We start from the raw sequence: 18,308 nt of genomic DNA on the forward strand, positions 1-18,308 counted from the left end.
TCTAACAAAAATCTTTGAATCCACTTGAAAAGAATTGGTTTTTCATGGTATAAATGCGGTCTTTTCGAATTTCGGAGTCCGCCATGGCACGCGTATGTCAGGTAACCGGCAAAAAGCCGATGGTTGGGAATAATGTTTCCCACGCAAACAACAAGACCAAGCGTCGTTTCCTTCCTAACCTGCAAAACCGCAAGTTCTGGGTTGAGAGCGAAAACCGCTGGGTTAGCCTACGTATCACCAATGCTGCTCTGCGCACTATCGACAAGAATGGTATCGATGCTGTTCTGGCTGATCTGCGCGCCAGCGGCGAAAAGATCTAAGGACTGAATCATGCGTGAAAAAATCAAACTGGAATCCAGCGCAGGTACTGGTCACTTCTACACCACGACCAAGAACAAGCGCACCATGCCAGAAAAGATGGAGATCAAGAAGTTTGATCCCGTTGCTCGTAAGCATGTCCTGTATAAGGAAACCAAACTGAAGTAATTCATTCAGCATTGGTAGACAAAAAAGCCCGCAACTGCGGGCTTTTTTATTGACTGAAATTTGTGTATTACCAGAACAAGGGTATTTCTAATCTAAATATAAGCATTTAAGCTTGTGGCTCACCACAATGCTCAACTATGACTAATTCGCCCCATTGAATGCATGATTAGCATCCTCTGAGGTAACTCCATGACCAAATACATGCACCTCGCGTTGCGGGAATGGAATGGAAATACCACGAGCCTTGAACTCATCCCATAAATTGAGGTACACGGTGGAGGGAATATCCCCTGCGCCATTCTCAGGATCGGGCACCCATACAGTGAGGTTAAGGTCGATACCACTCTCCCCAAAGCCGACTAGCTTGGCATCTGGCGCTGGCTCCTTCATCACGCGAGGATGACGGCCTGCGACCTCCTTCATTAGCTCCAACGTCGCCCTCAGGTCAGTGTCATATCCCACCTGGATAGGTAAGGCAATTTTCACCCGCCTGCGTGTCGCCGTATGATTAACCACGGCACTAGTAATCAAGGTCTCATTGGGAATAATCACATCAGTGCCATCCAGCTGGCGCAATACCATATACCTAGAGCGTAACTCCTGCACACTACCGTAATAGGAGCCGATAGTAACAAAATCCCCCAGGCTCATTGATTCATCAAGCAGGATGATAAAACCACTGACATAGTTACTGGCAATTTTCTGCAAGCCAAAGCCCAAACCCACGCCCAGGGCGCCGCCAAATACAGACAGCAAGGTGATATCCAGCCCGACCGCAGATAACGCCACCAGAACGGCAATAAACACGAAAGCAATGCGGATCACCTTATTGATCACCACACGCATATTGATGTTGATATTGGTCGCCTGCATCAACTTGTTTTCGATCAGGCGACTCAACCACAAGGCGATAAATACAGTGACCAGCACAGTAAACAAGCCTTGTATCACCAACCAGAGACTGACCGCACTCTTGCCGATGTTAAAGCGCACGCTATCCAGCGCCGCAATAATGTCGGGCAATAAGCCAGTCACATGTAGCACCAGGATCAGCCAGACCACCGTGGAAAATACATTTTCGGTCGCCCTTAGCCACCCACTGGGGGAGAAGACATACCGCAATACATAGACAGCCAGGCGAATCACCGCCATCGCAATCAATAGCCTGGAAGCAAGTTCCAACAAGTTGGCGTTATACCAATGACTGATCACCAACTGCCCCAACCACACCATCAATAAAGACGAAATCGGGAACAAGACACGCGTTAATCCTTCGATCGCCGCCTGATGCACATTGCTGCTGGCAAGCCTGGCGCGCTGCAGGCTGTTGATAGACCAAGCAATCAGCAAGCTACCCAGAATAATACCGACCTGCCATAGCATAGCCGCCGAGGAGAAATCATCAACCAGCTCTTGCCAGACCGTGAATATCGTATTGTTCATAGTAGGAAAATCGTCGCCAACCCGAGGAAAATAAAGAATCCGCCACTATCTGTAACTGCCGTAATCAGCACACTGGAACCCACCGCAGGATCTCGATTGAATTTTGTCGTCATTACCAGTGGAATCATGACGCCCATCACTGCTGCCAGCAACAAGTTCAATGTCATCGCCGCGGTCATCACGACTCCCAAGGCAATACTGCCATACAGCAGATAAGCAAGAATCCCCAACACACTCCCCCAGATCAGGCCATTCAATAGACCAACACCAGTTTCCTTGATGAGTAGCGACTTGGTGTTGTGTCCAGCAATTTGCCCAAGCGCCAAGCCACGCACGATCATGGTCGTCGTTTGGTTACCTGAATTGCCGCCTATACCTGCCACAATCGGCATCAAGGCGGCCAGCGCCACGATCTTCTCAATCGAGCCTTCAAACAAGCCAATGACGCGGGAGGCAACGAATGCCGTCACCAAGTTAATGGCCAGCCACATCCAGCGGTTTTGGACTGACTTCCATACCGATGCAAAGATATCTTCTTCTTCACGCAGACCTGCCATGGACAGCATATCGCTCTCCGCCTCCTCGCGGATGTAGTCCATCACCGTATCCACCGTCAGACGACCGACCAGGCGATTATTGTCATCCACCACTGGAGCCGTTACCAAGTCATACCGCTCGAAGGCCTTGGCCGCCTCATCAGCTTTATCTTCCGGGTGAAACACCACAGCATCATCCGCCATGACATCGGCCACTCCGGAATCCAGGTCATTGACGACCAAGCGCTTCAAGGGCAGTACGCCACGCAATACATCATTGCGGTCAACGACAAATAACTTATCAGTATGATCTGGCAAGCTACCGATACGCCGCAAGTAGCGCAAAGCCACTTCAAGACTGATGTCTTCTCGAATCGTAATGATATCGAAGTCCATCAAGCCACCTACGGCATCATCGGAGTACGACAGCGCAGACTGCAAGCGCTCGCGATTACGGCTGTCCAGGCTTTCCAACAACTCCTGCAACACATCTTTGGGCAAGTCGGGAGCCAGGTCAGCCAGCTCGTCCGTATCCAGCTGTTCAGCAGCAGCGAGCAATTCGTCGCTGTCCATGTCTGCGATCAGCGTCTGACGCACCGCATCCGACACTTCGAGCAGGATTTCACCGTCACGCTCGGCCTTGACCAGATCCCAGACATCCAGACGCTGCTCTAGTGGCAAGGCCTCCAAGATATAAGCTACGTCGGCAGGATGTAGGCTATCCAGCTTCTTTTGCAACTCTGCCAGGTTCTGCCTGTGCACCAGTGTCTGCACTAACTCCTGCTTGGGCATTTCCTGCTTATGCACCAACTCCTCAACCAGACGGTGCTTGTTCAGCAGGGTAATCACCTGCTGCAGGCTCTCCTGCAAACTTTCCTTTGATTCCTGAATATCCGCCATATGCTTTTGAAACCTGTGCCAATATGTTGAGGAAAATGCCTGGCAGGCATTGGTTACCTTAAGAAATTATATATTCAGCATAAAGATCGCTTCAGCGAATACTAAACTATTTCTTGAAGTATCTTGGATGAGTGCAAGGTTTTTCTATGACTTGATATTTCACAAGAGAAAATCAAGCGTAAAACACCCAGCGATTACTCCTTTGTCTAGAACTGACCAGCAGATACTACAGACTATATGAAGTAAATAAAGATCACGTATTTTGACAATAAAAAAGCCGGTTAAAAACCGGCTTTTTTATGAATAACTACTGCTGATTTATTCAGCTGCTACAACTTCACCATCTGTAGCCAATTCTGGGCGATCAACCAGTTCAACTAGCGCCATAGGTGCATTGTCACCTACACGGAAGCCGCACTTGAGGATACGCAGGTAACCACCGTTACGAGTTTGGTAACGAGGACCCAACTCATTGAACAGTTTGCCAACGATATCACGATCACGCAGGCGGCTGAATGCCAAACGGCGGTTAGCCAACGTTGCTTCCTTGCCCAGAGTGATCAAAGGCTCTGCAACACGACGCAGTTCCTTTGCCTTTGGCAAAGTTGTCTTGATGATTTCATGGCGCAGCAGAGAGTTAGCCATGTTACGCAACATAGCCTGACGATGGCTGCTGGTGCGGTTTAATTTACGATTGCTGTTGCGATGACGCATAGTGATTTCCTCACACCTTTTCCAGGCCCGCAGGTGGCCAGTTTTCTAGTTTCATGCCCAATGTCAGGCCCTTGGAGGCCAGTACATCCTTAATCTCATTCAAAGATTTACGGCCTAGATTTGGTGCTTTCAACAGCTCATTTTCAGTACGCTGAATCAGGTCACCAATGTAATAAATATTTTCTGCCTTCAAGCAGTTTGCAGAGCGAACTGTTAACTCCAGATCATCCACTGGACGTAACAGGATAGGATCAACTTGAGGTGTTTGCTTTACTTCAACTTCAGAAGGAGCACCTTCCAAATCAGCAAACACGGAAAGCTGTCCCATCAGGATACGTGCAGCATCACGGATAGCTTGCTCAGGCTCAACCACACCGTTGGTTTCAACGTCCATGATCAACTTATCCAAGTCAGTACGCTGCTCAACACGAGCACTCTCAACTTGGTAACTTACCTTACTGATCGGGCTAAAAGAAGCATCTACTTGGATAAAACCAAGTACACGATCTTCATCTTCGCTCTTTTGACGTTGTGGCACAGGCTGATAACCACGGCCCATTTCAACCTTCACTTCAAGATTGAGCTTACCACCCTTAGTCAGATGAGCAATCACATGTTCAGGATTGGCAATTTCCGCATCATGACCTGTGTCAAAGTCACCTGCAGTTACCACACCCTCAACACTCTTGTTCAGTGTCAGCGTAGTTTCACTCTTGCTATTCAGCTTGAGTGCAACACCTTTGAGGTTCAGCAGGATATCTACCACGTCTTCCTGCACGCCATCCAGTGTAGAGTACTCATGCACTACACCATCAATCTTGACTTCTGTAATAGCGAAGCCAGGAATGGAAGACAGCAATACTCGACGCAAGGCATTACCCAGCGTGTAACCAAAACCGCGCTCCATTGGCTCCAGTGTCACACGTGCACGCACGGGCGAAATCACCTCGACATCAACAACGCGTGGCTTCAAATATTCAGTCGGACTGTTTTGCATAGCTATCCTTACGGTCCTCGATTACTTTAAATAAATCAACCACGACAACCAGGTTATCGTGGCTGCAACCTTATATCCAGCTTAGATACGGCGTTTTTTCGGCGGACGGCAACCATTGTGCGGCACAGGGGTTACGTCAGAAATGCTGGTGATCTTGAAACCAACGGCATTCAATGCACGTACAGCAGATTCACGACCTGGGCCAGGACCCTTGATGCGCACTTCAAGATTCTTGACACCACACTCTTGAGCAGCCTTACCAGCAGCTTCAGCAGCTACCTGAGCAGCAAAAGGGGTACTCTTACGAGAGCCCTTGAAGCCCTGACCACCCGATGTAGCCCAAGACAAAGCATTGCCTTGGCGATCAGTGATGGTAATGATGGTGTTGTTGAAAGAAGCATGCACGTGAGCAATGCCCTCGGCAATATTCTTTTTGACTTTCTTGCGTACGCGTACGTTAGCTTTAGCCATTATTTGCTATTCCTTACTTGGATGCCTTGATAGGCTTGATTGGACCCTTGCGAGTGCGCGCATTGGTCTTGGTACGTTGACCACGAACAGGCAAACCGCGACGATGACGGATACCACGATAGCAGCCAAGATCCATCAAGCGCTTGATATTCATTGTCACTTCGCGGCGCAGATCACCTTCAACCTGCAGCTTGGCGACTTCATCACGCAGCTTTTCTACTTCAGCGTCATTCAGATCCTTGATCTTCGCTGTCGCGGATACACCTGCAGCCAGACAAATTTGTTTTGCCGTAGTACGGCCCACACCGTAAATCGAAGTCAATGCGATTTCAGTATGTTTATGATTTGGGATGTTTACCCCTGCTATACGAGCCATGTAGCTACTCCAAAATAATGGCGCATCGTTTTCAAATCGCCAAAAAAGCCCAAAATTTTAACAGCTTGACAGGCTTTTAACAAATAGATTAAAAACCTGTCCCTTTTAAAACCACGTTACCGGATTAACCCTGGCGTTGCTTATGACGTGGGTCAGTGCAAATAATACGCACAACACCACGGCGGCGAACCACCTTGCAATTACGGCACAATGTCTTCACTGATGCACGAACTCTCATCTCTCACCTCTTCGCAAAAAACTTACTTGGCGCGGAATATAATTCGCGCACGCGATAAATCATAAGGAGTCATTTCCACGGTGACCTTGTCACCGGGCAGGATACGAATGTAGTGCATGCGCATCTTGCCTGAAATATAGCCCAGGACGACATGGCCATTTTCCAGTTTGACCCTAAACGTTGCATTTGGGAGGTTCTCAAGAACCTCGCCTTGCATTTCAATACGATCTTCTTTAGCCATACTACAGATTAACGCGGTAGACCCGCACCACCCTTAAAGTTAGCTTTTTTCAGCAAGCCTTCATATTGATGTGACATCAAGTGGGATTGAACCTGGGCCATAAAGTCCATGGTCACCACCACGATAATCAGCAATGAAGTACCACCAAAATAGAATGGAACATTGAACTTCAGAATCAAGAACTCTGGCAGCAAACATACTGCAGTGATATACAGTGCACCAGCTAAGGTCAAACGACCCATGATGCGATCAATGTATCGCGCAGTTTGTTCGCCAGGACGGATTCCTGGAACAAATGCACCACTCTTCTTCAAGTTATCTGCAGTTTCCTTTGGGTTGAATACCAACGCCGTATAAAAGAAACAGAAGAAGATAATGGCTGTAGCAAAGAAAATAATATACAGCGGCTGACCTGGGGATAAAGTTGAACCAATATCCTTGAGCCAAGACATGCTTTCGTGACTCCCAAACCAGCCAGCCATAGTCGCAGGAAACAAGATAATGCTTGAAGCAAAAATCGGCGGAATTACACCGGCCATATTCAACTTCAATGGCAAATGACTTGTTTGCCCACCAAATACCTTACGGCCTACCTGACGCTTGGCATAGTTCACTGTAATTTTGCGCTGACCACGCTCAACGAAGACAACAAACGCAGTCACAAGCACAGCAGCAACAAACAGGAACAATACCAATGGAATGGAAAACGCACCTGTACGAGCCAACTCCAGCGTTCCACCAATCGCATGCGGCAATCCAGCAACAATACCCGCGAAAATGATGATGGAGATACCATTACCAATTCCACGCTCGGTAATCTGTTCACCCAGCCACATCAGGAACATCGTACCGCCAACCAAAGTAATCACAGTGGTAAAGCGGAACATCAAACCTGGATCAAGTACAAGACCAGCTTGCCCCTCCAGTGCAATCGCAATACCCAGCGCCTGGAAAGTTGCCAAGAACACAGTGCCATAGCGTGTGTATTTAGTAATTGTACGACGCCCACTCTCGCCCTCTTTCTTCAACTGCTCCATGCGTGGAGATACCACGGTCAGGAGCTGCATGATGATAGAGGCCGAAATATACGGCATGATACCCAAGGCAAAAATAGTAAAACGCTCTAAGGCACCGCCCGAGAACATATTAAACATACCTAGGATACCGCCACTCTGCGATTCAAACAGGCGGGCAAGCACATCCGGATCAATACCAGGAACCGGAATGTGCGCACCAAGGCGGAAAACGATCAAGGCACCCAATACGAAAAGCAAGCGGTTTTTCAACTCGCTGACCTTCCCCACTGCACCAAAAATACTATCGTTAGCCACGAATTGATTACTCTACGATCTTACCGCCGGCTGCTTCAACGGCAGCACGAGCACCCTTGCTCAACGCAAGACCTTGCACTGTCACAGCACGCGTCACATCACCAGAAAGGAATACTTTCACAGCACGTGCACTACCGGGAATGACGTTAGCTTGCTTCAATGCCAAAAGATCAACTACTTCAGCATCAACGCGAACGAGATCAGCAGTACGTACATTTGCAGTATCAGCCTTGGTCAAGGAATTGAAACCACGCTTAGGCAAACGACGTTGCAAAGGCATTTGACCGCCTTCGAAACCTACCTTGTGGAAGCCACCAGCGCGAGACTTTTGACCCTTGTGACCACGACCACCAGTCTTACCCAGACCGGAACCAATACCACGACCAACACGACGCTTGGCGTGCTTAGCGCCTTCAGCAGGCTTGATAGTATTCAGCTTCATTATGCTTCTACCTTTAACAGATAGCTCACTGCATTGATCATGCCGCGATTAGCAGGAGTATCCTGCACCTCAACAGTCTGATTCAGGCGACGCAGACCCAGGCCAGCGACGCTTGCACGGTGAGACTTGATTCTACCGATGGTGCTCTTGATCAAGGTTACCTTGATCAAGTCATTTGCTTTTTTTGCCTTAGCCATGATGATTAACCTCTGATTTCTTCAACACTCTTGCCACGCTTTGCAGCGATTTCAGCAGGAGTATTCATGGACTTCAAGCCGTTCAGGGTGGCACGCACGACGTTGTATGGATTGGTAGAACCAATACATTTTGCCAATACGTTAGTCACACCCATCACTTCGAAGATAGCGCGCATTGCACCACCGGCGATAATACCGGTACCTTCAGAAGCAGGCTGGATGAATACCTTGGCAGCACCGTGAACGCCAGTAACAGCGTGATAAAGGGTGCCATTATTCAGGCTAACCTTGATCATGCCACGACGAGCTTCGTCCATCGCCTTTTGCACGGCTACCGGCACTTCACGCGCCTTGCCCTTGCCCATACCTACACCACCATCACCATCACCTACTACGGACAGTGCGGCGAAACTCATGATACGACCACCCTTCACCACTTTGGTGACGCGGTTGACGCCGATCATTTTCTCGCGCAAACCATCGGTTTGCTGCTGTTCAATTTCAACTTTTGCCATCATCAACCTCAGTCTTTAGAAGGACAAGCCGTTTTCACGCGCGGCATCAGCCAACGCCTTGATACGACCGTGGTACTTGTAGCCGGAACGGTCAAATGCAACAGTAGTGATCCCTGCCGCCTTGGCCTTTTCCGCGATACGCTTACCGACCAGTGCGGCAGCGGCGATATTGCCACCATTTTTTATGTCATTACGGACTTCAACCTCAAGGGTAGAAGCACTAGCAAGCACCGTGTCACCAGTTTCGGCAATAATCTGAGCATAAATGTGACTATTGCTACGATGCACACTCAGGCGGATAGCTTTCAACTCGGCGATCTTGGCACGGGTTTTACGTGCACGACGCAGACGTGAATTTACATTATTCATGGCTAAACCTTACTTCTTCTTGGTTTCTTTGATAATCACCACTTCATCGGAGTAACGCACACCCTTGCCCTTATAAGGCTCTGGCGAACGATACGCACGAATCTGCGCGGCAACCTGACCCACAACCTGCTTGTCTGCACCAGTCAGTACGATCTCGGTAGGAGTCGGAGTCTGAACAGTGACGCCTTCAGGCATCTTATGGTTAACCGGGTGGGAGAAGCCCAGATCCAGATTCAGGGTAGTTCCCTGAGCCTGAGCCTTGTAACCCACACCAACCAGGTTGAGCTTACGGGTGAAGCCTTGAGAAACACCGGTGACCATATTAAAGACCAGAGCACGCAAAGTACCGGACATAGCACGCGCATGCTGGGTATCGCGAGCAACCACGAACGTCAGGTTATCACCATCACGCTCAACGGCAACATCACCACTCAAAGGCAAAGACAACTTACCCAATGGACCACTGACCGCAATGTTGCCAGCACTCAATACAACTTCAACCTTAGCGGGGATAGCGACTGGATTTTTAGCTACACGAGACATGTTTTTCTCCTTAAGCCACAACGCATAGCACTTCGCCACCGATACCGGCGTCACGTGCTTTACGATCAGTCATTACACCCTTGGATGTAGACACAATGGTCACGCCCAAGCCATTCATTACCACTGGAATCTCTTGATTGCCACGATAGATACGCAAGCCAGGACGGCTAACACGCTCAATCTTCTCAATCACAGGACGACCAGCATAGTACTTAAGGCCGATATTTAACTGTGGCTTACCTTCAACATCTTGCACAGCGAAATCATCAATATAACCTTCATCTTTCAGTACAGCTGCAATCGCACGCTTTACCTTAGAAGACGGCATAGAAACAGAAACCTTGTTCGTGCTTTGCGCATTACGGATGCGCGTCAGCATATCGGCAATCGGATCACTCATACTCATACTAAATTCCTCCGTTACCAGCTAGCCTTGGTGACACCTGGCACTTCGCCACGCATCATCAACTCGCGCAGCTTACTACGCGCAATGCCGAATTTACTAAACACACCACGTGGGCGACCAGTCAAAGCGCAACGATTACGTTGACGAACAGGGCTGGAGTTACGTGGCAAACTTTGCAGCTTGTTACGTGCAGCGCGACGATCTTCAACAGATGCATTTACATCGTTGATCACCGCAACCAATTCAGCACGCTTGGCAGCATATTTCTTCACCGTGTCGCGACGCTTTTGCTCGCGTTCGATCATGCAGGTTTTAGCCATGATTAGTTCCTAAATGGGAAGCTGAATGCGGAGAGGAGCGCACGCGCCTCGTCATCAGTCTTTGCAGTTGTAGTGATGGTGATATTCAACCCGCGCAACGCATCGATCTTGTCGTATTCAATTTCCGGGAAAATAATCTGCTCACGCACACCCAGATTGTAGTTACCACGACCATCAAATGACTTAGGAGAAATACCACGGAAGTCACGAATACGAGGAATAGCGACTGTGATCAGACGATCCAGGAATTCGTACATATGCTCACGACGCAGCGTCACCTTGCAACCAACAGGGTAGCCATCACGGATCTTGAAACCCGCGATAGACTTCTTAGCCTTGGTTACAACAACCTTTTGACCTGCAATCTTTTCCAAGTCAGCCACGGCATTTTCCATGACTTTCTTGTCAGCAACAGCTTCGCCAACACCCATATTCAGGGTGATTTTTTCAATGCGAGGCACTTCCATTACAGACTTGTAGCCAAACTGCTCAACCAGCTGCTTAACCACGGTGTCTTTATAAAAATCTTTTAAACGAGCCATGATCTACCCTTATGCGTCCACAACTTCGCCACTGGACTTAAATACGCGAACCTTGCGACCGTCATCCAAAGTCTTGAAGCCAACGCGATCACCCTGCTGGGTGGCACGATTGAATAAAGCAACATTAGAGATGTCTACAGGCATCTCTTTGCTGATAATGCCGCCAGCTACACCGCGCATTGGGTTAGGCTTGGCATGCTTCTTTACCACATTGATACCTTCGACCAGAACTTGGCCGGACGCCAACACGCGCAATACAGTACCGCGCTTGCCTTTGTCTTTACCTGTATTCAGGATGACTTCATCACCCTTGCGAATCTTACTCATCCAGCAACTCCTTATAGAACTTCGGGTGCCAGAGAAACGATCTTCATGAAACGCTCGCCACGCAGCTCACGTGTCACCGGCCCGAAAATACGGGTACCAATCGGTTCCAGCTTATTGTTTAACAACACTGCAGCATTGCTATCGAACTTAACCAGGGAACCATCTGGACGACGAACACCCTTGGCAGTACGAACTACAACTGCACTATAAACCTCGCCTTTTTTGACGCGACCACGTGGGGCAGCATCCTTAATACTGACTTTGATGATGTCACCAATACCAGCATAACGACGCTTAGAACCACCCAACACTTTGATACACATTACGGAACGTGCACCAGTGTTATCGGCAACATCCAGCCGAGACTGCATTTGAATCATGAGAATAATCTCCAACTTAATCCGTTAAACCAACACCAGCCGCTTGTCAAAAACGGCTGACAGCACTACGGTCAGTATTGGGGCGCCAGCTTGTTGGGCGCCAAAAGGTCCGACATTATATATTGCCCTTCCAAGCGATTGCAAGTGGAAGGGCAATATTAATTACACAATACGTGCTTTTTCTACAATCTTGCTTACGCGCCAAGTTTTGGTCTTGGAAAGCGGACGGCTTTCTTCGATTACAACCAAGTCGCCTTCTTTGCACTCATTGTTTTCGTCGTGAGCATGGAACTTGTTGGAGCGACGTACCACCTTGCCGATTAAAGGATGTTTCACCTTACGCTCGACCAGAACAGTCACAGTCTTGTCCATCTTGTCGCTTACTACACGGCCACTCAAAGTGCGAACTAATTTTTCAGTTTGATTTTCGCTCATAATGACTCCGCTTACGCTTGACTTGCATTAGCCGCTTTGGCTTTTTCAGCAAGCACAGAACGAACGCGAGCAATATCACGGCGCACTTTGCCTACCTGGTCAACTTTATTCAACTGTTGAGTAGCCAGCTGCATGCGCAGAGAGAATTGCGCACGACGCAACTCAATCAGCTCATTGTTCAACTCTTCAACAGTCTTGTTTCTCAATTCGGACGCTTTCATGACTAGCTCCCAATATGACGAGTAATGAAGGTAGTCTCGATTGGCAGCTTTGCAGCAGCCAAGCGGAACGCTTCACGTGCCAGCTCTTCACTGACACCGTCCATTTCGTACAACATCTTTCCAGGCTGGATCTGGGCAATGTAGTACTCGGTACTACCCTTACCATTACCCATACGAACTTCAGCAGGCTTCTTGGAAATCGGCTGATCTGGGAAGACGCGGATCCATACTCGACCACCACGCTTGATATGACGAGTCATCACACGACGAGCCGCTTCAATCTGGCGTGCGGTCAGACGACCACGACCAATTGCCTTCAGACCGAACTCGCCAAAGCTTACCTTGTTACCGGTAGTCGCGATGCCCTTGTTACGGCCCTTCTGCATCTTACGGAATTTTTGTCTAGCTGGTTGCAGCATTTTTTGCCCCCGACTTTCTTACTTTCTTTTCTGGCTCAGCAGGTTGAGCGGATTGTTCAAGCTTGTTGCCAAACACTTCGCCCTTGAACACCCAAACCTTGATACCGATAATACCGTAGGTAGTCTTAGCTTCTGCCACGCCGTAATCGATATCAGCACGCAGCGTATGCAAAGGCACACGACCTTCACGGTACCATTCGGTACGCGCAATTTCGATACCATTCAAACGACCCGAACTCATGATCTTGATGCCTTGAGCACCCAGACGCATCGCGTTTTGCATTGCACGCTTCATCGCACGACGGAACATCACGCGCTTTTCGAGCTGTTGAGCAATGCTTTCTGCAATCAGGGTGGCATCGATTTCAGGCTTGCGCACTTCTTCAATGTTCAGGTGCACAGGCACACCCATCAAACCCTGCAGACCAGAGCGTAAGGACTCAATATCCTCACCCTTTTTGCCAATCACGATACCAGGACGTGCACTGTAAATCGTGATTTTGGCATTCTTTGCAGGACGCTCAATCACGATCTTACTTACAGCAGCGTGAGAAAGCTTCTTCTTCAGAAACTCGCGCACCTTGATGTCGCTGTTCAGCATCGCAGGGAAATTATTGCTATTGGAATACCAACGAGAAGACCAGTTTTTCTGGACGCTCAGACGGAAACCAAACGGATGAATTTTCTGACCCATAACGATTCCTTTAGTTACCGACAGTCACAGTGATGTGACAAGTTGGCTTGATAATCCGTCCAGCGCGACCCTTGGCACGAGCGCGGATACGCTTTAGCACCAGACCCTTATCGACATAAATCGAAGTCACCTTCAACTCATCGATATCTGCGCCTTCATTATGCTCAGCATTGGCAATTGCAGATTCAACAACCTTCTTAATGATTTCCGCACCCTTTTTAGGTGTGAAATTCAGGATGTTAAGTGCGTTGTCAACTTTCTTGCCGCGGATCAGGTCAGCGACCAAGCGAGCCTTCTGTGGGGACAGATGAACACCTCTTAATACAGCAGATACTTCCATCATCTCTCTCCTACCTCTTGGCCTTCTTGTCGGCAGCATGACCCTTGAACGTACGGGTCAGCGCAAATTCGCCGAGCTTGTGACCTACCATGTTTTCAGAAATCAACACCGGCACATGCTGCTTACCGTTGTGAACCGCAATGGTCAAACCAATAAAATCAGGCAGGATGGTAGAACGACGTGACCAAGTCTTAATTGGCTTTCTATCGCGAGCAGCGACAGCAACTTCTACCTTCTTCGCCAGATGGCCATCAACAAATGGCCCTTTCTTAATTGAACGTGCCATATTGATTACCTCTTATTCGCAGGACGACGGCTGACGCGCATGTTATCCGTACGCTTGTTGCTACGTGTACGATAACCCTTGGTTGGCAGACCCCATGGGCTGACAGGGTTCATACCAGCAGCAGTCTTACCTTCACCACCACCGTGCGGGTGATCTACCGGGTTCATGACCACACCGCGAACGGTAGGACGAACACCACGCCAGCGCACCGCACCAGCTTTACCGATAGAGCGCAGGGAGTGCTCTTCATTACCAACTTCACCAATGGTTGCCTTGCAATCAACGTGCACACGGCGAACTTCACCAGAGCGCAAACGCAACTGAGCATAGCTACCTTCACGAGCAAGCAACTGCACTGAAGTACCGGCAGAACGCGCAATTTGCGCACCCTTGCCAGGTTGCAACTCGATGCAATGGATCGTGCTACCGACAGGAATATTGCGCAAAGGCAATGCATTACCTGCACGGATAGGAGCATCGGAACCACTCACCAACTGCGCGCCAGCGGAAACACCGCGCGGAGCAATGATGTAACGACGCTCACCATCGGCATACACCAACAATGCCAAATGCGCACTGCGGTTTGGATCATATTCCAAACGCTCAACCTTAGCTGTGATGCCGTCCTTGTTACGACGGAAGTCAACAATACGATAGTGCTGCTTGTGACCACCACCTTGATGACGCGTGGTGATATGGCCGTTATTGTTACGGCCAGCTTTTTTGCTCTGCTTCTCCAGCAGGGGCGCATAGGGCTTACCCTTGTGCAGCTCAGGTGTCACCACCTTCACTACGGCGCGCCGGCCTGGGGAAGTAGGCTTGACTTTAATCAGTGCCATGATTTCTCCTATTCGCCCGCTGCGAAGTTAATTTCTTGACCTGGCTTCAGGCTCACATAAGCCTTTTTCCAGTCCTTGCGGCGACCAAATGTACGGCCAGCACGCTTCACCTTACCGCCCACATTGACAACTGTCACAGCATCAACTTCCACTTTGAACACCAACTCAACAGCAGCTTTAATTTCTGGCTTGGTTGCATCAGTGCGTACACGGAAGGCAATTTGCTGATGCTTATCAGCAATACGGGTAGCTTTTTCTGTAATTTGTGGTGCAAGAATGACTTGCAACAAACGTTCTTGAGTACTCAACGCGCTCATGCCAGGATCTCCTCAAGCTTCTTAACAGCGCCTGCAGTCGCCAGCACTTGCGGGAAGCGCACCAAACTAACAGGATCAACATATTGCGCTTCGAGAACCAGAACGTGAGGCAAGTTACGAGCAGACAGATACAAGTTTTCATCAAACTTATCCACCAATACCAACAAGCCTTCGTTGTAACCAAGACCCTTGATCTTCTCGAGCAACTGTTTGGTTTTAGGGGTATCGACAGCAAACTCTTCAACTGCGCTCAGGCGATCTTGACGCACCAGCTCAGACAGGATCGAACGCACACCGGCACGGTAGGCCTTACGGTTGATCTTGTGGCTGAAGTTTTCGTCAGGAGTATTCGGGAATGCACGACCACCTCCACGCCAAATGGTGCTGGAGCTCATACCAGAACGAGCACGACCTGTACCCTTCTGATTCCATGGCTTCTTGGTGGTATGACTAACTTCCGCACGTGTCAATTGAGCACGAGTTGCAGTACGTGCATTGGCCTGATAGGCAACAACGACCTGATGCACCAACGCCTCATTGAATTCACGACCAAAAGTCGTTTCAGAAACAGCCAATCCAGCTTTAGCTGGCTTGCCATTCTTATCGATTAATTTGATTTCCATTATGCCTTCACCTTCACACTAGGGCGCACGACAACATCGCCGCCTTTAGAGCCAGGAACCGCACCCTTGATCAACAACAGGTTACGCTCAGCATCTACACGCACAATCTCAAGATTCTGCACAGTAGTCTTCGCGGCACCCAAATGACCAGGCATACGCTTACCAGGGAAAACACGACCAGGATCCTGCGCCATACCAATAGAACCAGGCACATTGTGGGATCTGGAGTTACCGTGGGAAGCACGGTTGGAACTGAAGTTGTGACGCTTGATAGCACCAGCAAAGCCCTTACCCAAAGAAGTACCAGTTACATCAACCAACTGGCCTGCCTGGAAAAGCTCAACAGTGATCTGACCACCTACAGTGTAGTTAGCCAACACATCATCAGATACGGGAAATTCCTTGATACCAGCACCAGCAGAAACGCCAGCCTTGGCATAATGACCGGTCAATGCCTTACCAATGCGGCTGGCACGACGCTCACCGTAAGCAACCTGAAGGCCAGTATAGCCGTCGCTTGCAGCAGTCTTGATCTGTGTCACACGGTTAGGTACGACTTCCAGCACTGTTACCGGAACGCTTTCGCCTTCTTCGGTAAAAATGCGGGTCATGCCCACCTTGCGACCAATAAGCCCTAAGCTCATGATCGATTCCTTATAATAATTAAAAAGGCCGATTACAATTGACCGACCCGGTACGCGAAAGGGTCGGATTATATCCGACCCACTTCAAAAACACAAGTTACAGCTTAATTTCCACATCAACGCCCGCTGGCAGGTCCAGCTTCATCAATGCATCAACTGTCTTGTCTGTAGGATCAACAATATCCATCAAACGCTGATGAGTACGAATTTCGAACTGATCACGGGATGTCTTGTTAACGTGAGGGGAACGCAGAATGTCAAAGCGCTCAATACGAGTTGGCAAAGGCACAGGACCTTTAACCACTGCACCAGTACGCTTAGCCGTTTCAACAATCTCAAGCGCTGATTGATCAATCAAACGATAGTCAAATGCCTTAAGACGGATACGGATTTTTTGAGCTGCCATGTTATTTCCTTAAAGAGCGATATTTCCAAAGAGCGAAAAAGCCGTAAGCATTTAAGCTTACGGCTCAACCGAATAACGTATTACTCTACGATTTTAGCCACAACGCCGGCACCGACGGTACGACCACCTTCACGAATCGCGAAGCGCAGACCTTCTTCCATCGCGATTGGCGCGATCAGGGCAACAGTGATGGAGACGTTGTCGCCTGGCATCACCATTTCGGTACCTGCTGGCAGTTCTACTGCACCAGTAACGTCAGTGGTACGGAAGTAGAATTGTGGACGGTAGCCGTTGAAGAATGGTGTGTGACGACCACCTTCATCTTTGCCCAATACGTAGATTTCTGCAGTGAACTTGGTGTGTGGCTTGATGGAGCCAGACTTGGACAATACTTGACCACGCTCAACGTCTTCACGCTTGGTACCACGCAGCAGTACGCCGACGTTGTCACCAGCTTGACCTTGATCCAGCAGCTTGCGGAACATTTCAACGCCTGTACAAGTTGTCTTTTGTGTTGCCTTGATACCAACGATTTCGATTTCGTCACCAACTTTAACAATACCGCGCTCGATACGACCAGTTACCACGGTACCACGACCGGAGATGGAGAATACGTCTTCAACTGGCATCAGGAAGGTGCCGTCAACAGCACGCTCTGGTGTTGGGATGTAGCTGTCAAGTGCTTCAGCCAGACGGAAGATAGCAGGTTCACCGATATCGGATTGATCGCCTTCCAGCGCAAGCTTAGCGGAACCCTTAACGATAGGAGTGTCATCGCCTGGGAAGTCGTACTTGGAGAGAAGCTCACGCACTTCCATTTCTACGAGTTCAAGCAGTTCTGCGTCGTCTACCATGTCAGCCTTGTTCAGGAAGACGATGATGTAAGGTACGCCAACTTGGCGTGCCAGCAGGATGTGTTCACGGGTTTGTGGCATTGGGCCGTCAGCAGCAGACACAACCAGGATCGCGCCGTCCATCTGCGCAGCACCAGTAATCATGTTCTTAACGTAGTCAGCATGGCCTGGGCAGTCAACGTGTGCGTAGTGACGAGTTTCTGTTTCGTATTCTACGTGCGAGGTGTTGATGGTAATGCCACGTGCCTTTTCTTCTGGCGCGTTGTCGATCTGGGAGTAGTCTTTGGCTTCACCACCAAATTTCTTGGTCAATACAGTGGTGATCGCTGCCGTCAATGTTGTCTTACCATGGTCAACGTGACCAATCGTGCCTACGTTGACGTGCGGCTTCGTCCGCTCAAATTTACCTTTTGCCATTTCCGTTTCCTTTAATTATCTATTCTATTTGCTTAGATA

At 49.2% G+C, this 18,308-nt stretch carries 33 protein-coding genes; 2 read left to right on the forward strand and 31 right to left on the reverse strand.

Features of this window, described 5'->3' with window-relative positions; genetic code table 11:
• The first annotated feature begins 83 nt into the window (after positions 1 to 83).
• Both rpmB and rpmG read left to right on the forward strand, forming a co-directional pair.
• The gene (gene rpmB, locus LG202_RS01070) at positions 84 to 320 is read left to right on the forward strand and encodes a 50S ribosomal protein L28 (protein WP_011478680.1); all 237 of its coding nucleotides are present in this window, start codon (positions 84 to 86) and stop codon (positions 318 to 320) included.
• 10 nt (positions 321 to 330) lie between these two features.
• A complete protein-coding gene (gene rpmG / locus LG202_RS01075; protein ID WP_011478679.1) occupies positions 331 to 486 on the forward strand; it encodes a 50S ribosomal protein L33 in 156 nt (51 codons plus the stop codon).
• A 141-nt stretch (positions 487 to 627) separates the two neighbouring features.
• Here the strand turns inward: rpmG and LG202_RS01080 are convergent, their stop codons facing one another.
• The 31 genes from LG202_RS01080 to tuf form a co-directional block, all read right to left on the reverse strand.
• Positions 628 to 1,929 (reverse strand): mechanosensitive ion channel family protein, encoded by a 1,302-nt coding sequence (locus LG202_RS01080; RefSeq protein WP_230346586.1) that lies wholly within the window; start codon positions 1,927 to 1,929, stop codon positions 628 to 630.
• Positions 1,926 to 3,365 (reverse strand): magnesium transporter, encoded by a 1,440-nt coding sequence (mgtE, locus tag LG202_RS01085; RefSeq protein ID WP_230346587.1) that lies wholly within the window; start codon positions 3,363 to 3,365, stop codon positions 1,926 to 1,928. The genes LG202_RS01080 and mgtE overlap by 4 nt, the downstream gene beginning before the upstream one ends.
• A 318-nt stretch (positions 3,366 to 3,683) precedes the next feature.
• Positions 3,684 to 4,079: a 50S ribosomal protein L17 gene (gene rplQ / locus LG202_RS01090; RefSeq protein WP_230346588.1), complete on the reverse strand. Its 396-nt coding sequence runs from the start codon at positions 4,077 to 4,079 to the stop codon at positions 3,684 to 3,686.
• A gap of 10 nt (positions 4,080 to 4,089) precedes the next feature.
• Complete coding sequence (locus tag LG202_RS01095; protein WP_230346589.1) at positions 4,090 to 5,076, reverse strand: DNA-directed RNA polymerase subunit alpha; 987 nt, start codon at positions 5,074 to 5,076, stop codon at positions 4,090 to 4,092.
• 81 nt (positions 5,077 to 5,157) lie between these two features.
• The gene (gene rpsK, locus LG202_RS01100; RefSeq protein WP_230346590.1) at positions 5,158 to 5,547 is read right to left on the reverse strand and encodes a 30S ribosomal protein S11; all 390 of its coding nucleotides are present in this window, start codon (positions 5,545 to 5,547) and stop codon (positions 5,158 to 5,160) included.
• 13 nt (positions 5,548 to 5,560) lie between these two features.
• Positions 5,561 to 5,923, reverse strand: a complete 363-nt coding sequence (gene rpsM, locus LG202_RS01105) for a 30S ribosomal protein S13 (RefSeq protein ID WP_011478670.1) — start codon at positions 5,921 to 5,923, stop codon at positions 5,561 to 5,563.
• Positions 5,924 to 6,047: 124 nt separating this feature from the next.
• Entirely contained in the window at positions 6,048 to 6,161 is a 114-nt protein-coding gene (gene rpmJ / locus LG202_RS01110; protein ID WP_081620790.1) for a 50S ribosomal protein L36, read from the reverse strand.
• Between the two features lie 22 nt (positions 6,162 to 6,183).
• Positions 6,184 to 6,402 carry a translation initiation factor IF-1 gene (gene infA, locus LG202_RS01115; protein WP_011478668.1) on the reverse strand — a complete coding sequence of 73 codons (219 nt, stop codon included), beginning with the start codon at positions 6,400 to 6,402 and terminating at the stop codon, positions 6,184 to 6,186.
• 8 nt (positions 6,403 to 6,410) lie between these two features.
• Positions 6,411 to 7,733 (reverse strand): preprotein translocase subunit SecY, encoded by a 1,323-nt coding sequence (gene secY, locus LG202_RS01120; protein WP_230346591.1) that lies wholly within the window; start codon positions 7,731 to 7,733, stop codon positions 6,411 to 6,413.
• A 7-nt stretch (positions 7,734 to 7,740) separates the two neighbouring features.
• The gene (gene rplO / locus LG202_RS01125; RefSeq protein ID WP_230346592.1) at positions 7,741 to 8,175 is read right to left on the reverse strand and encodes a 50S ribosomal protein L15; all 435 of its coding nucleotides are present in this window, start codon (positions 8,173 to 8,175) and stop codon (positions 7,741 to 7,743) included.
• Positions 8,175 to 8,372, reverse strand: coding sequence for a 50S ribosomal protein L30 (gene rpmD / locus LG202_RS01130; RefSeq protein WP_230346593.1), 198 nt, complete (start codon positions 8,370 to 8,372; stop codon positions 8,175 to 8,177). The genes rplO and rpmD overlap by 1 nt, the downstream gene beginning before the upstream one ends.
• A 5-nt stretch (positions 8,373 to 8,377) precedes the next feature.
• On the reverse strand, positions 8,378 to 8,887 hold the full coding sequence (gene rpsE / locus LG202_RS01135; RefSeq protein WP_230346629.1) for a 30S ribosomal protein S5: 510 nt from the start codon (positions 8,885 to 8,887) through the stop codon (positions 8,378 to 8,380).
• A gap of 15 nt (positions 8,888 to 8,902) precedes the next feature.
• The gene (gene rplR, locus LG202_RS01140) at positions 8,903 to 9,256 is read right to left on the reverse strand and encodes a 50S ribosomal protein L18 (RefSeq protein ID WP_230346594.1); all 354 of its coding nucleotides are present in this window, start codon (positions 9,254 to 9,256) and stop codon (positions 8,903 to 8,905) included.
• 9 nt (positions 9,257 to 9,265) lie between these two features.
• On the reverse strand, positions 9,266 to 9,799 hold the full coding sequence (rplF, locus tag LG202_RS01145; RefSeq protein WP_230346595.1) for a 50S ribosomal protein L6: 534 nt from the start codon (positions 9,797 to 9,799) through the stop codon (positions 9,266 to 9,268).
• 10 nt (positions 9,800 to 9,809) lie between these two features.
• Positions 9,810 to 10,205 (reverse strand): 30S ribosomal protein S8, encoded by a 396-nt coding sequence (gene rpsH / locus LG202_RS01150; protein WP_230346596.1) that lies wholly within the window; start codon positions 10,203 to 10,205, stop codon positions 9,810 to 9,812.
• 14 nt (positions 10,206 to 10,219) lie between these two features.
• Positions 10,220 to 10,525 carry a 30S ribosomal protein S14 gene (rpsN, locus tag LG202_RS01155; RefSeq protein ID WP_230346597.1) on the reverse strand — a complete coding sequence of 102 codons (306 nt, stop codon included), beginning with the start codon at positions 10,523 to 10,525 and terminating at the stop codon, positions 10,220 to 10,222.
• A gap of 2 nt (positions 10,526 to 10,527) precedes the next feature.
• Positions 10,528 to 11,067, reverse strand: coding sequence for a 50S ribosomal protein L5 (rplE, locus tag LG202_RS01160; RefSeq protein WP_230346598.1), 540 nt, complete (start codon positions 11,065 to 11,067; stop codon positions 10,528 to 10,530).
• 9 nt (positions 11,068 to 11,076) lie between these two features.
• Positions 11,077 to 11,394 carry a 50S ribosomal protein L24 gene (rplX, locus tag LG202_RS01165; RefSeq protein ID WP_230346599.1) on the reverse strand — a complete coding sequence of 106 codons (318 nt, stop codon included), beginning with the start codon at positions 11,392 to 11,394 and terminating at the stop codon, positions 11,077 to 11,079.
• 11 nt (positions 11,395 to 11,405) lie between these two features.
• Positions 11,406 to 11,774 (reverse strand): 50S ribosomal protein L14, encoded by a 369-nt coding sequence (gene rplN / locus LG202_RS01170; RefSeq protein WP_025872353.1) that lies wholly within the window; start codon positions 11,772 to 11,774, stop codon positions 11,406 to 11,408.
• 162 nt (positions 11,775 to 11,936) lie between these two features.
• The gene (rpsQ, locus tag LG202_RS01175) at positions 11,937 to 12,209 is read right to left on the reverse strand and encodes a 30S ribosomal protein S17 (RefSeq protein WP_025872351.1); all 273 of its coding nucleotides are present in this window, start codon (positions 12,207 to 12,209) and stop codon (positions 11,937 to 11,939) included.
• An 11-nt stretch (positions 12,210 to 12,220) separates the two neighbouring features.
• Positions 12,221 to 12,430 carry a 50S ribosomal protein L29 gene (gene rpmC / locus LG202_RS01180; protein WP_011478655.1) on the reverse strand — a complete coding sequence of 70 codons (210 nt, stop codon included), beginning with the start codon at positions 12,428 to 12,430 and terminating at the stop codon, positions 12,221 to 12,223.
• 2 nt (positions 12,431 to 12,432) lie between these two features.
• Positions 12,433 to 12,849: a 50S ribosomal protein L16 gene (gene rplP, locus LG202_RS01185; RefSeq protein WP_011478654.1), complete on the reverse strand. Its 417-nt coding sequence runs from the start codon at positions 12,847 to 12,849 to the stop codon at positions 12,433 to 12,435.
• Positions 12,833 to 13,543: a 30S ribosomal protein S3 gene (gene rpsC / locus LG202_RS01190; RefSeq protein WP_230346600.1), complete on the reverse strand. Its 711-nt coding sequence runs from the start codon at positions 13,541 to 13,543 to the stop codon at positions 12,833 to 12,835. The genes rplP and rpsC overlap by 17 nt, the downstream gene beginning before the upstream one ends.
• A 10-nt stretch (positions 13,544 to 13,553) precedes the next feature.
• On the reverse strand, positions 13,554 to 13,883 hold the full coding sequence (gene rplV / locus LG202_RS01195) for a 50S ribosomal protein L22 (protein ID WP_230346630.1): 330 nt from the start codon (positions 13,881 to 13,883) through the stop codon (positions 13,554 to 13,556).
• Between the two features lie 10 nt (positions 13,884 to 13,893).
• Positions 13,894 to 14,169, reverse strand: coding sequence for a 30S ribosomal protein S19 (rpsS, locus tag LG202_RS01200; RefSeq protein ID WP_230346601.1), 276 nt, complete (start codon positions 14,167 to 14,169; stop codon positions 13,894 to 13,896).
• A gap of 5 nt (positions 14,170 to 14,174) precedes the next feature.
• Positions 14,175 to 15,008: a 50S ribosomal protein L2 gene (rplB, locus tag LG202_RS01205; protein WP_230346602.1), complete on the reverse strand. Its 834-nt coding sequence runs from the start codon at positions 15,006 to 15,008 to the stop codon at positions 14,175 to 14,177.
• An 8-nt stretch (positions 15,009 to 15,016) separates the two neighbouring features.
• Positions 15,017 to 15,325: a 50S ribosomal protein L23 gene (rplW, locus tag LG202_RS01210; protein WP_230346603.1), complete on the reverse strand. Its 309-nt coding sequence runs from the start codon at positions 15,323 to 15,325 to the stop codon at positions 15,017 to 15,019.
• Positions 15,322 to 15,948 carry a 50S ribosomal protein L4 gene (gene rplD, locus LG202_RS01215; RefSeq protein ID WP_230346604.1) on the reverse strand — a complete coding sequence of 209 codons (627 nt, stop codon included), beginning with the start codon at positions 15,946 to 15,948 and terminating at the stop codon, positions 15,322 to 15,324. Before rplD ends, rplW begins: the two co-directional genes overlap by 4 nt.
• Positions 15,948 to 16,592: a 50S ribosomal protein L3 gene (rplC, locus tag LG202_RS01220; protein WP_230346605.1), complete on the reverse strand. Its 645-nt coding sequence runs from the start codon at positions 16,590 to 16,592 to the stop codon at positions 15,948 to 15,950. Before rplC ends, rplD begins: the two co-directional genes overlap by 1 nt.
• Positions 16,593 to 16,689: 97 nt before the next feature.
• The gene (gene rpsJ, locus LG202_RS01225; protein ID WP_011478646.1) at positions 16,690 to 16,998 is read right to left on the reverse strand and encodes a 30S ribosomal protein S10; all 309 of its coding nucleotides are present in this window, start codon (positions 16,996 to 16,998) and stop codon (positions 16,690 to 16,692) included.
• An 80-nt stretch (positions 16,999 to 17,078) separates the two neighbouring features.
• Positions 17,079 to 18,269, reverse strand: a complete 1,191-nt coding sequence (gene tuf, locus LG202_RS01230; protein ID WP_230346606.1) for an elongation factor Tu — start codon at positions 18,267 to 18,269, stop codon at positions 17,079 to 17,081.
• Positions 18,270 to 18,308 lie beyond the last annotated feature (39 nt).

Source organism: Methylobacillus methanolivorans, from assembly GCF_054588515.1.

Excerpts from the sequence above, each read along its gene's own strand:
- rpmB (WP_011478680.1), top strand. The coding sequence starts at position 84 with ATGGCACGCGTATGTCAGGTAACCGGCAAAAAGCCGATGGTTGGGAAT.
- rpmG (WP_011478679.1), top strand. The coding sequence starts at position 331 with ATGCGTGAAAAAATCAAACTGGAATCCAGCGCAGGTACTGGTCACTTC.
- LG202_RS01080 (WP_230346586.1), bottom strand. The coding sequence starts at position 1,929 with ATGAACAATACGATATTCACGGTCTGGCAAGAGCTGGTTGATGATTTC.
- mgtE (WP_230346587.1), bottom strand. The coding sequence starts at position 3,365 with ATGGCGGATATTCAGGAATCAAAGGAAAGTTTGCAGGAGAGCCTGCAG.
- rplQ (WP_230346588.1), bottom strand. The coding sequence starts at position 4,079 with ATGCGTCATCGCAACAGCAATCGTAAATTAAACCGCACCAGCAGCCAT.
- LG202_RS01095 (WP_230346589.1), bottom strand. The coding sequence starts at position 5,076 with ATGCAAAACAGTCCGACTGAATATTTGAAGCCACGCGTTGTTGATGTC.
- rpsK (WP_230346590.1), bottom strand. The coding sequence starts at position 5,547 with ATGGCTAAAGCTAACGTACGCGTACGCAAGAAAGTCAAAAAGAATATT.
- rpsM (WP_011478670.1), bottom strand. The coding sequence starts at position 5,923 with ATGGCTCGTATAGCAGGGGTAAACATCCCAAATCATAAACATACTGAA.
- rpmJ (WP_081620790.1), bottom strand. The coding sequence starts at position 6,161 with ATGAGAGTTCGTGCATCAGTGAAGACATTGTGCCGTAATTGCAAGGTG.
- infA (WP_011478668.1), bottom strand. The coding sequence starts at position 6,402 with ATGGCTAAAGAAGATCGTATTGAAATGCAAGGCGAGGTTCTTGAGAAC.
- rplO (WP_230346592.1), bottom strand. The coding sequence starts at position 8,175 with ATGAAGCTGAATACTATCAAGCCTGCTGAAGGCGCTAAGCACGCCAAG.
- rpmD (WP_230346593.1), bottom strand. The coding sequence starts at position 8,372 with ATGGCTAAGGCAAAAAAAGCAAATGACTTGATCAAGGTAACCTTGATC.
- rpsE (WP_230346629.1), bottom strand. The coding sequence starts at position 8,887 with ATGGCAAAAGTTGAAATTGAACAGCAGCAAACCGATGGTTTGCGCGAG.
- rplR (WP_230346594.1), bottom strand. The coding sequence starts at position 9,256 with ATGAATAATGTAAATTCACGTCTGCGTCGTGCACGTAAAACCCGTGCC.
- rplF (WP_230346595.1), bottom strand. The coding sequence starts at position 9,799 with ATGTCTCGTGTAGCTAAAAATCCAGTCGCTATCCCCGCTAAGGTTGAA.
- rpsH (WP_230346596.1), bottom strand. The coding sequence starts at position 10,205 with ATGAGTATGAGTGATCCGATTGCCGATATGCTGACGCGCATCCGTAAT.
- rpsN (WP_230346597.1), bottom strand. The coding sequence starts at position 10,525 with ATGGCTAAAACCTGCATGATCGAACGCGAGCAAAAGCGTCGCGACACG.
- rplE (WP_230346598.1), bottom strand. The coding sequence starts at position 11,067 with ATGGCTCGTTTAAAAGATTTTTATAAAGACACCGTGGTTAAGCAGCTG.
- rplX (WP_230346599.1), bottom strand. The coding sequence starts at position 11,394 with ATGAGTAAGATTCGCAAGGGTGATGAAGTCATCCTGAATACAGGTAAA.
- rplN (WP_025872353.1), bottom strand. The coding sequence starts at position 11,774 with ATGATTCAAATGCAGTCTCGGCTGGATGTTGCCGATAACACTGGTGCA.
- rpsQ (WP_025872351.1), bottom strand. The coding sequence starts at position 12,209 with ATGAGCGAAAATCAAACTGAAAAATTAGTTCGCACTTTGAGTGGCCGT.
- rpmC (WP_011478655.1), bottom strand. The coding sequence starts at position 12,430 with ATGAAAGCGTCCGAATTGAGAAACAAGACTGTTGAAGAGTTGAACAAT.
- rplP (WP_011478654.1), bottom strand. The coding sequence starts at position 12,849 with ATGCTGCAACCAGCTAGACAAAAATTCCGTAAGATGCAGAAGGGCCGT.
- rpsC (WP_230346600.1), bottom strand. The coding sequence starts at position 13,543 with ATGGGTCAGAAAATTCATCCGTTTGGTTTCCGTCTGAGCGTCCAGAAA.
- rplV (WP_230346630.1), bottom strand. The coding sequence starts at position 13,883 with ATGGAAGTATCTGCTGTATTAAGAGGTGTTCATCTGTCCCCACAGAAG.
- rpsS (WP_230346601.1), bottom strand. The coding sequence starts at position 14,169 with ATGGCACGTTCAATTAAGAAAGGGCCATTTGTTGATGGCCATCTGGCG.
- rplB (WP_230346602.1), bottom strand. The coding sequence starts at position 15,008 with ATGGCACTGATTAAAGTCAAGCCTACTTCCCCAGGCCGGCGCGCCGTA.
- rplW (WP_230346603.1), bottom strand. The coding sequence starts at position 15,325 with ATGAGCGCGTTGAGTACTCAAGAACGTTTGTTGCAAGTCATTCTTGCA.
- rplD (WP_230346604.1), bottom strand. The coding sequence starts at position 15,948 with ATGGAAATCAAATTAATCGATAAGAATGGCAAGCCAGCTAAAGCTGGA.
- rplC (WP_230346605.1), bottom strand. The coding sequence starts at position 16,592 with ATGAGCTTAGGGCTTATTGGTCGCAAGGTGGGCATGACCCGCATTTTT.
- rpsJ (WP_011478646.1), bottom strand. The coding sequence starts at position 16,998 with ATGGCAGCTCAAAAAATCCGTATCCGTCTTAAGGCATTTGACTATCGT.
- tuf (WP_230346606.1), bottom strand. The coding sequence starts at position 18,269 with ATGGCAAAAGGTAAATTTGAGCGGACGAAGCCGCACGTCAACGTAGGC.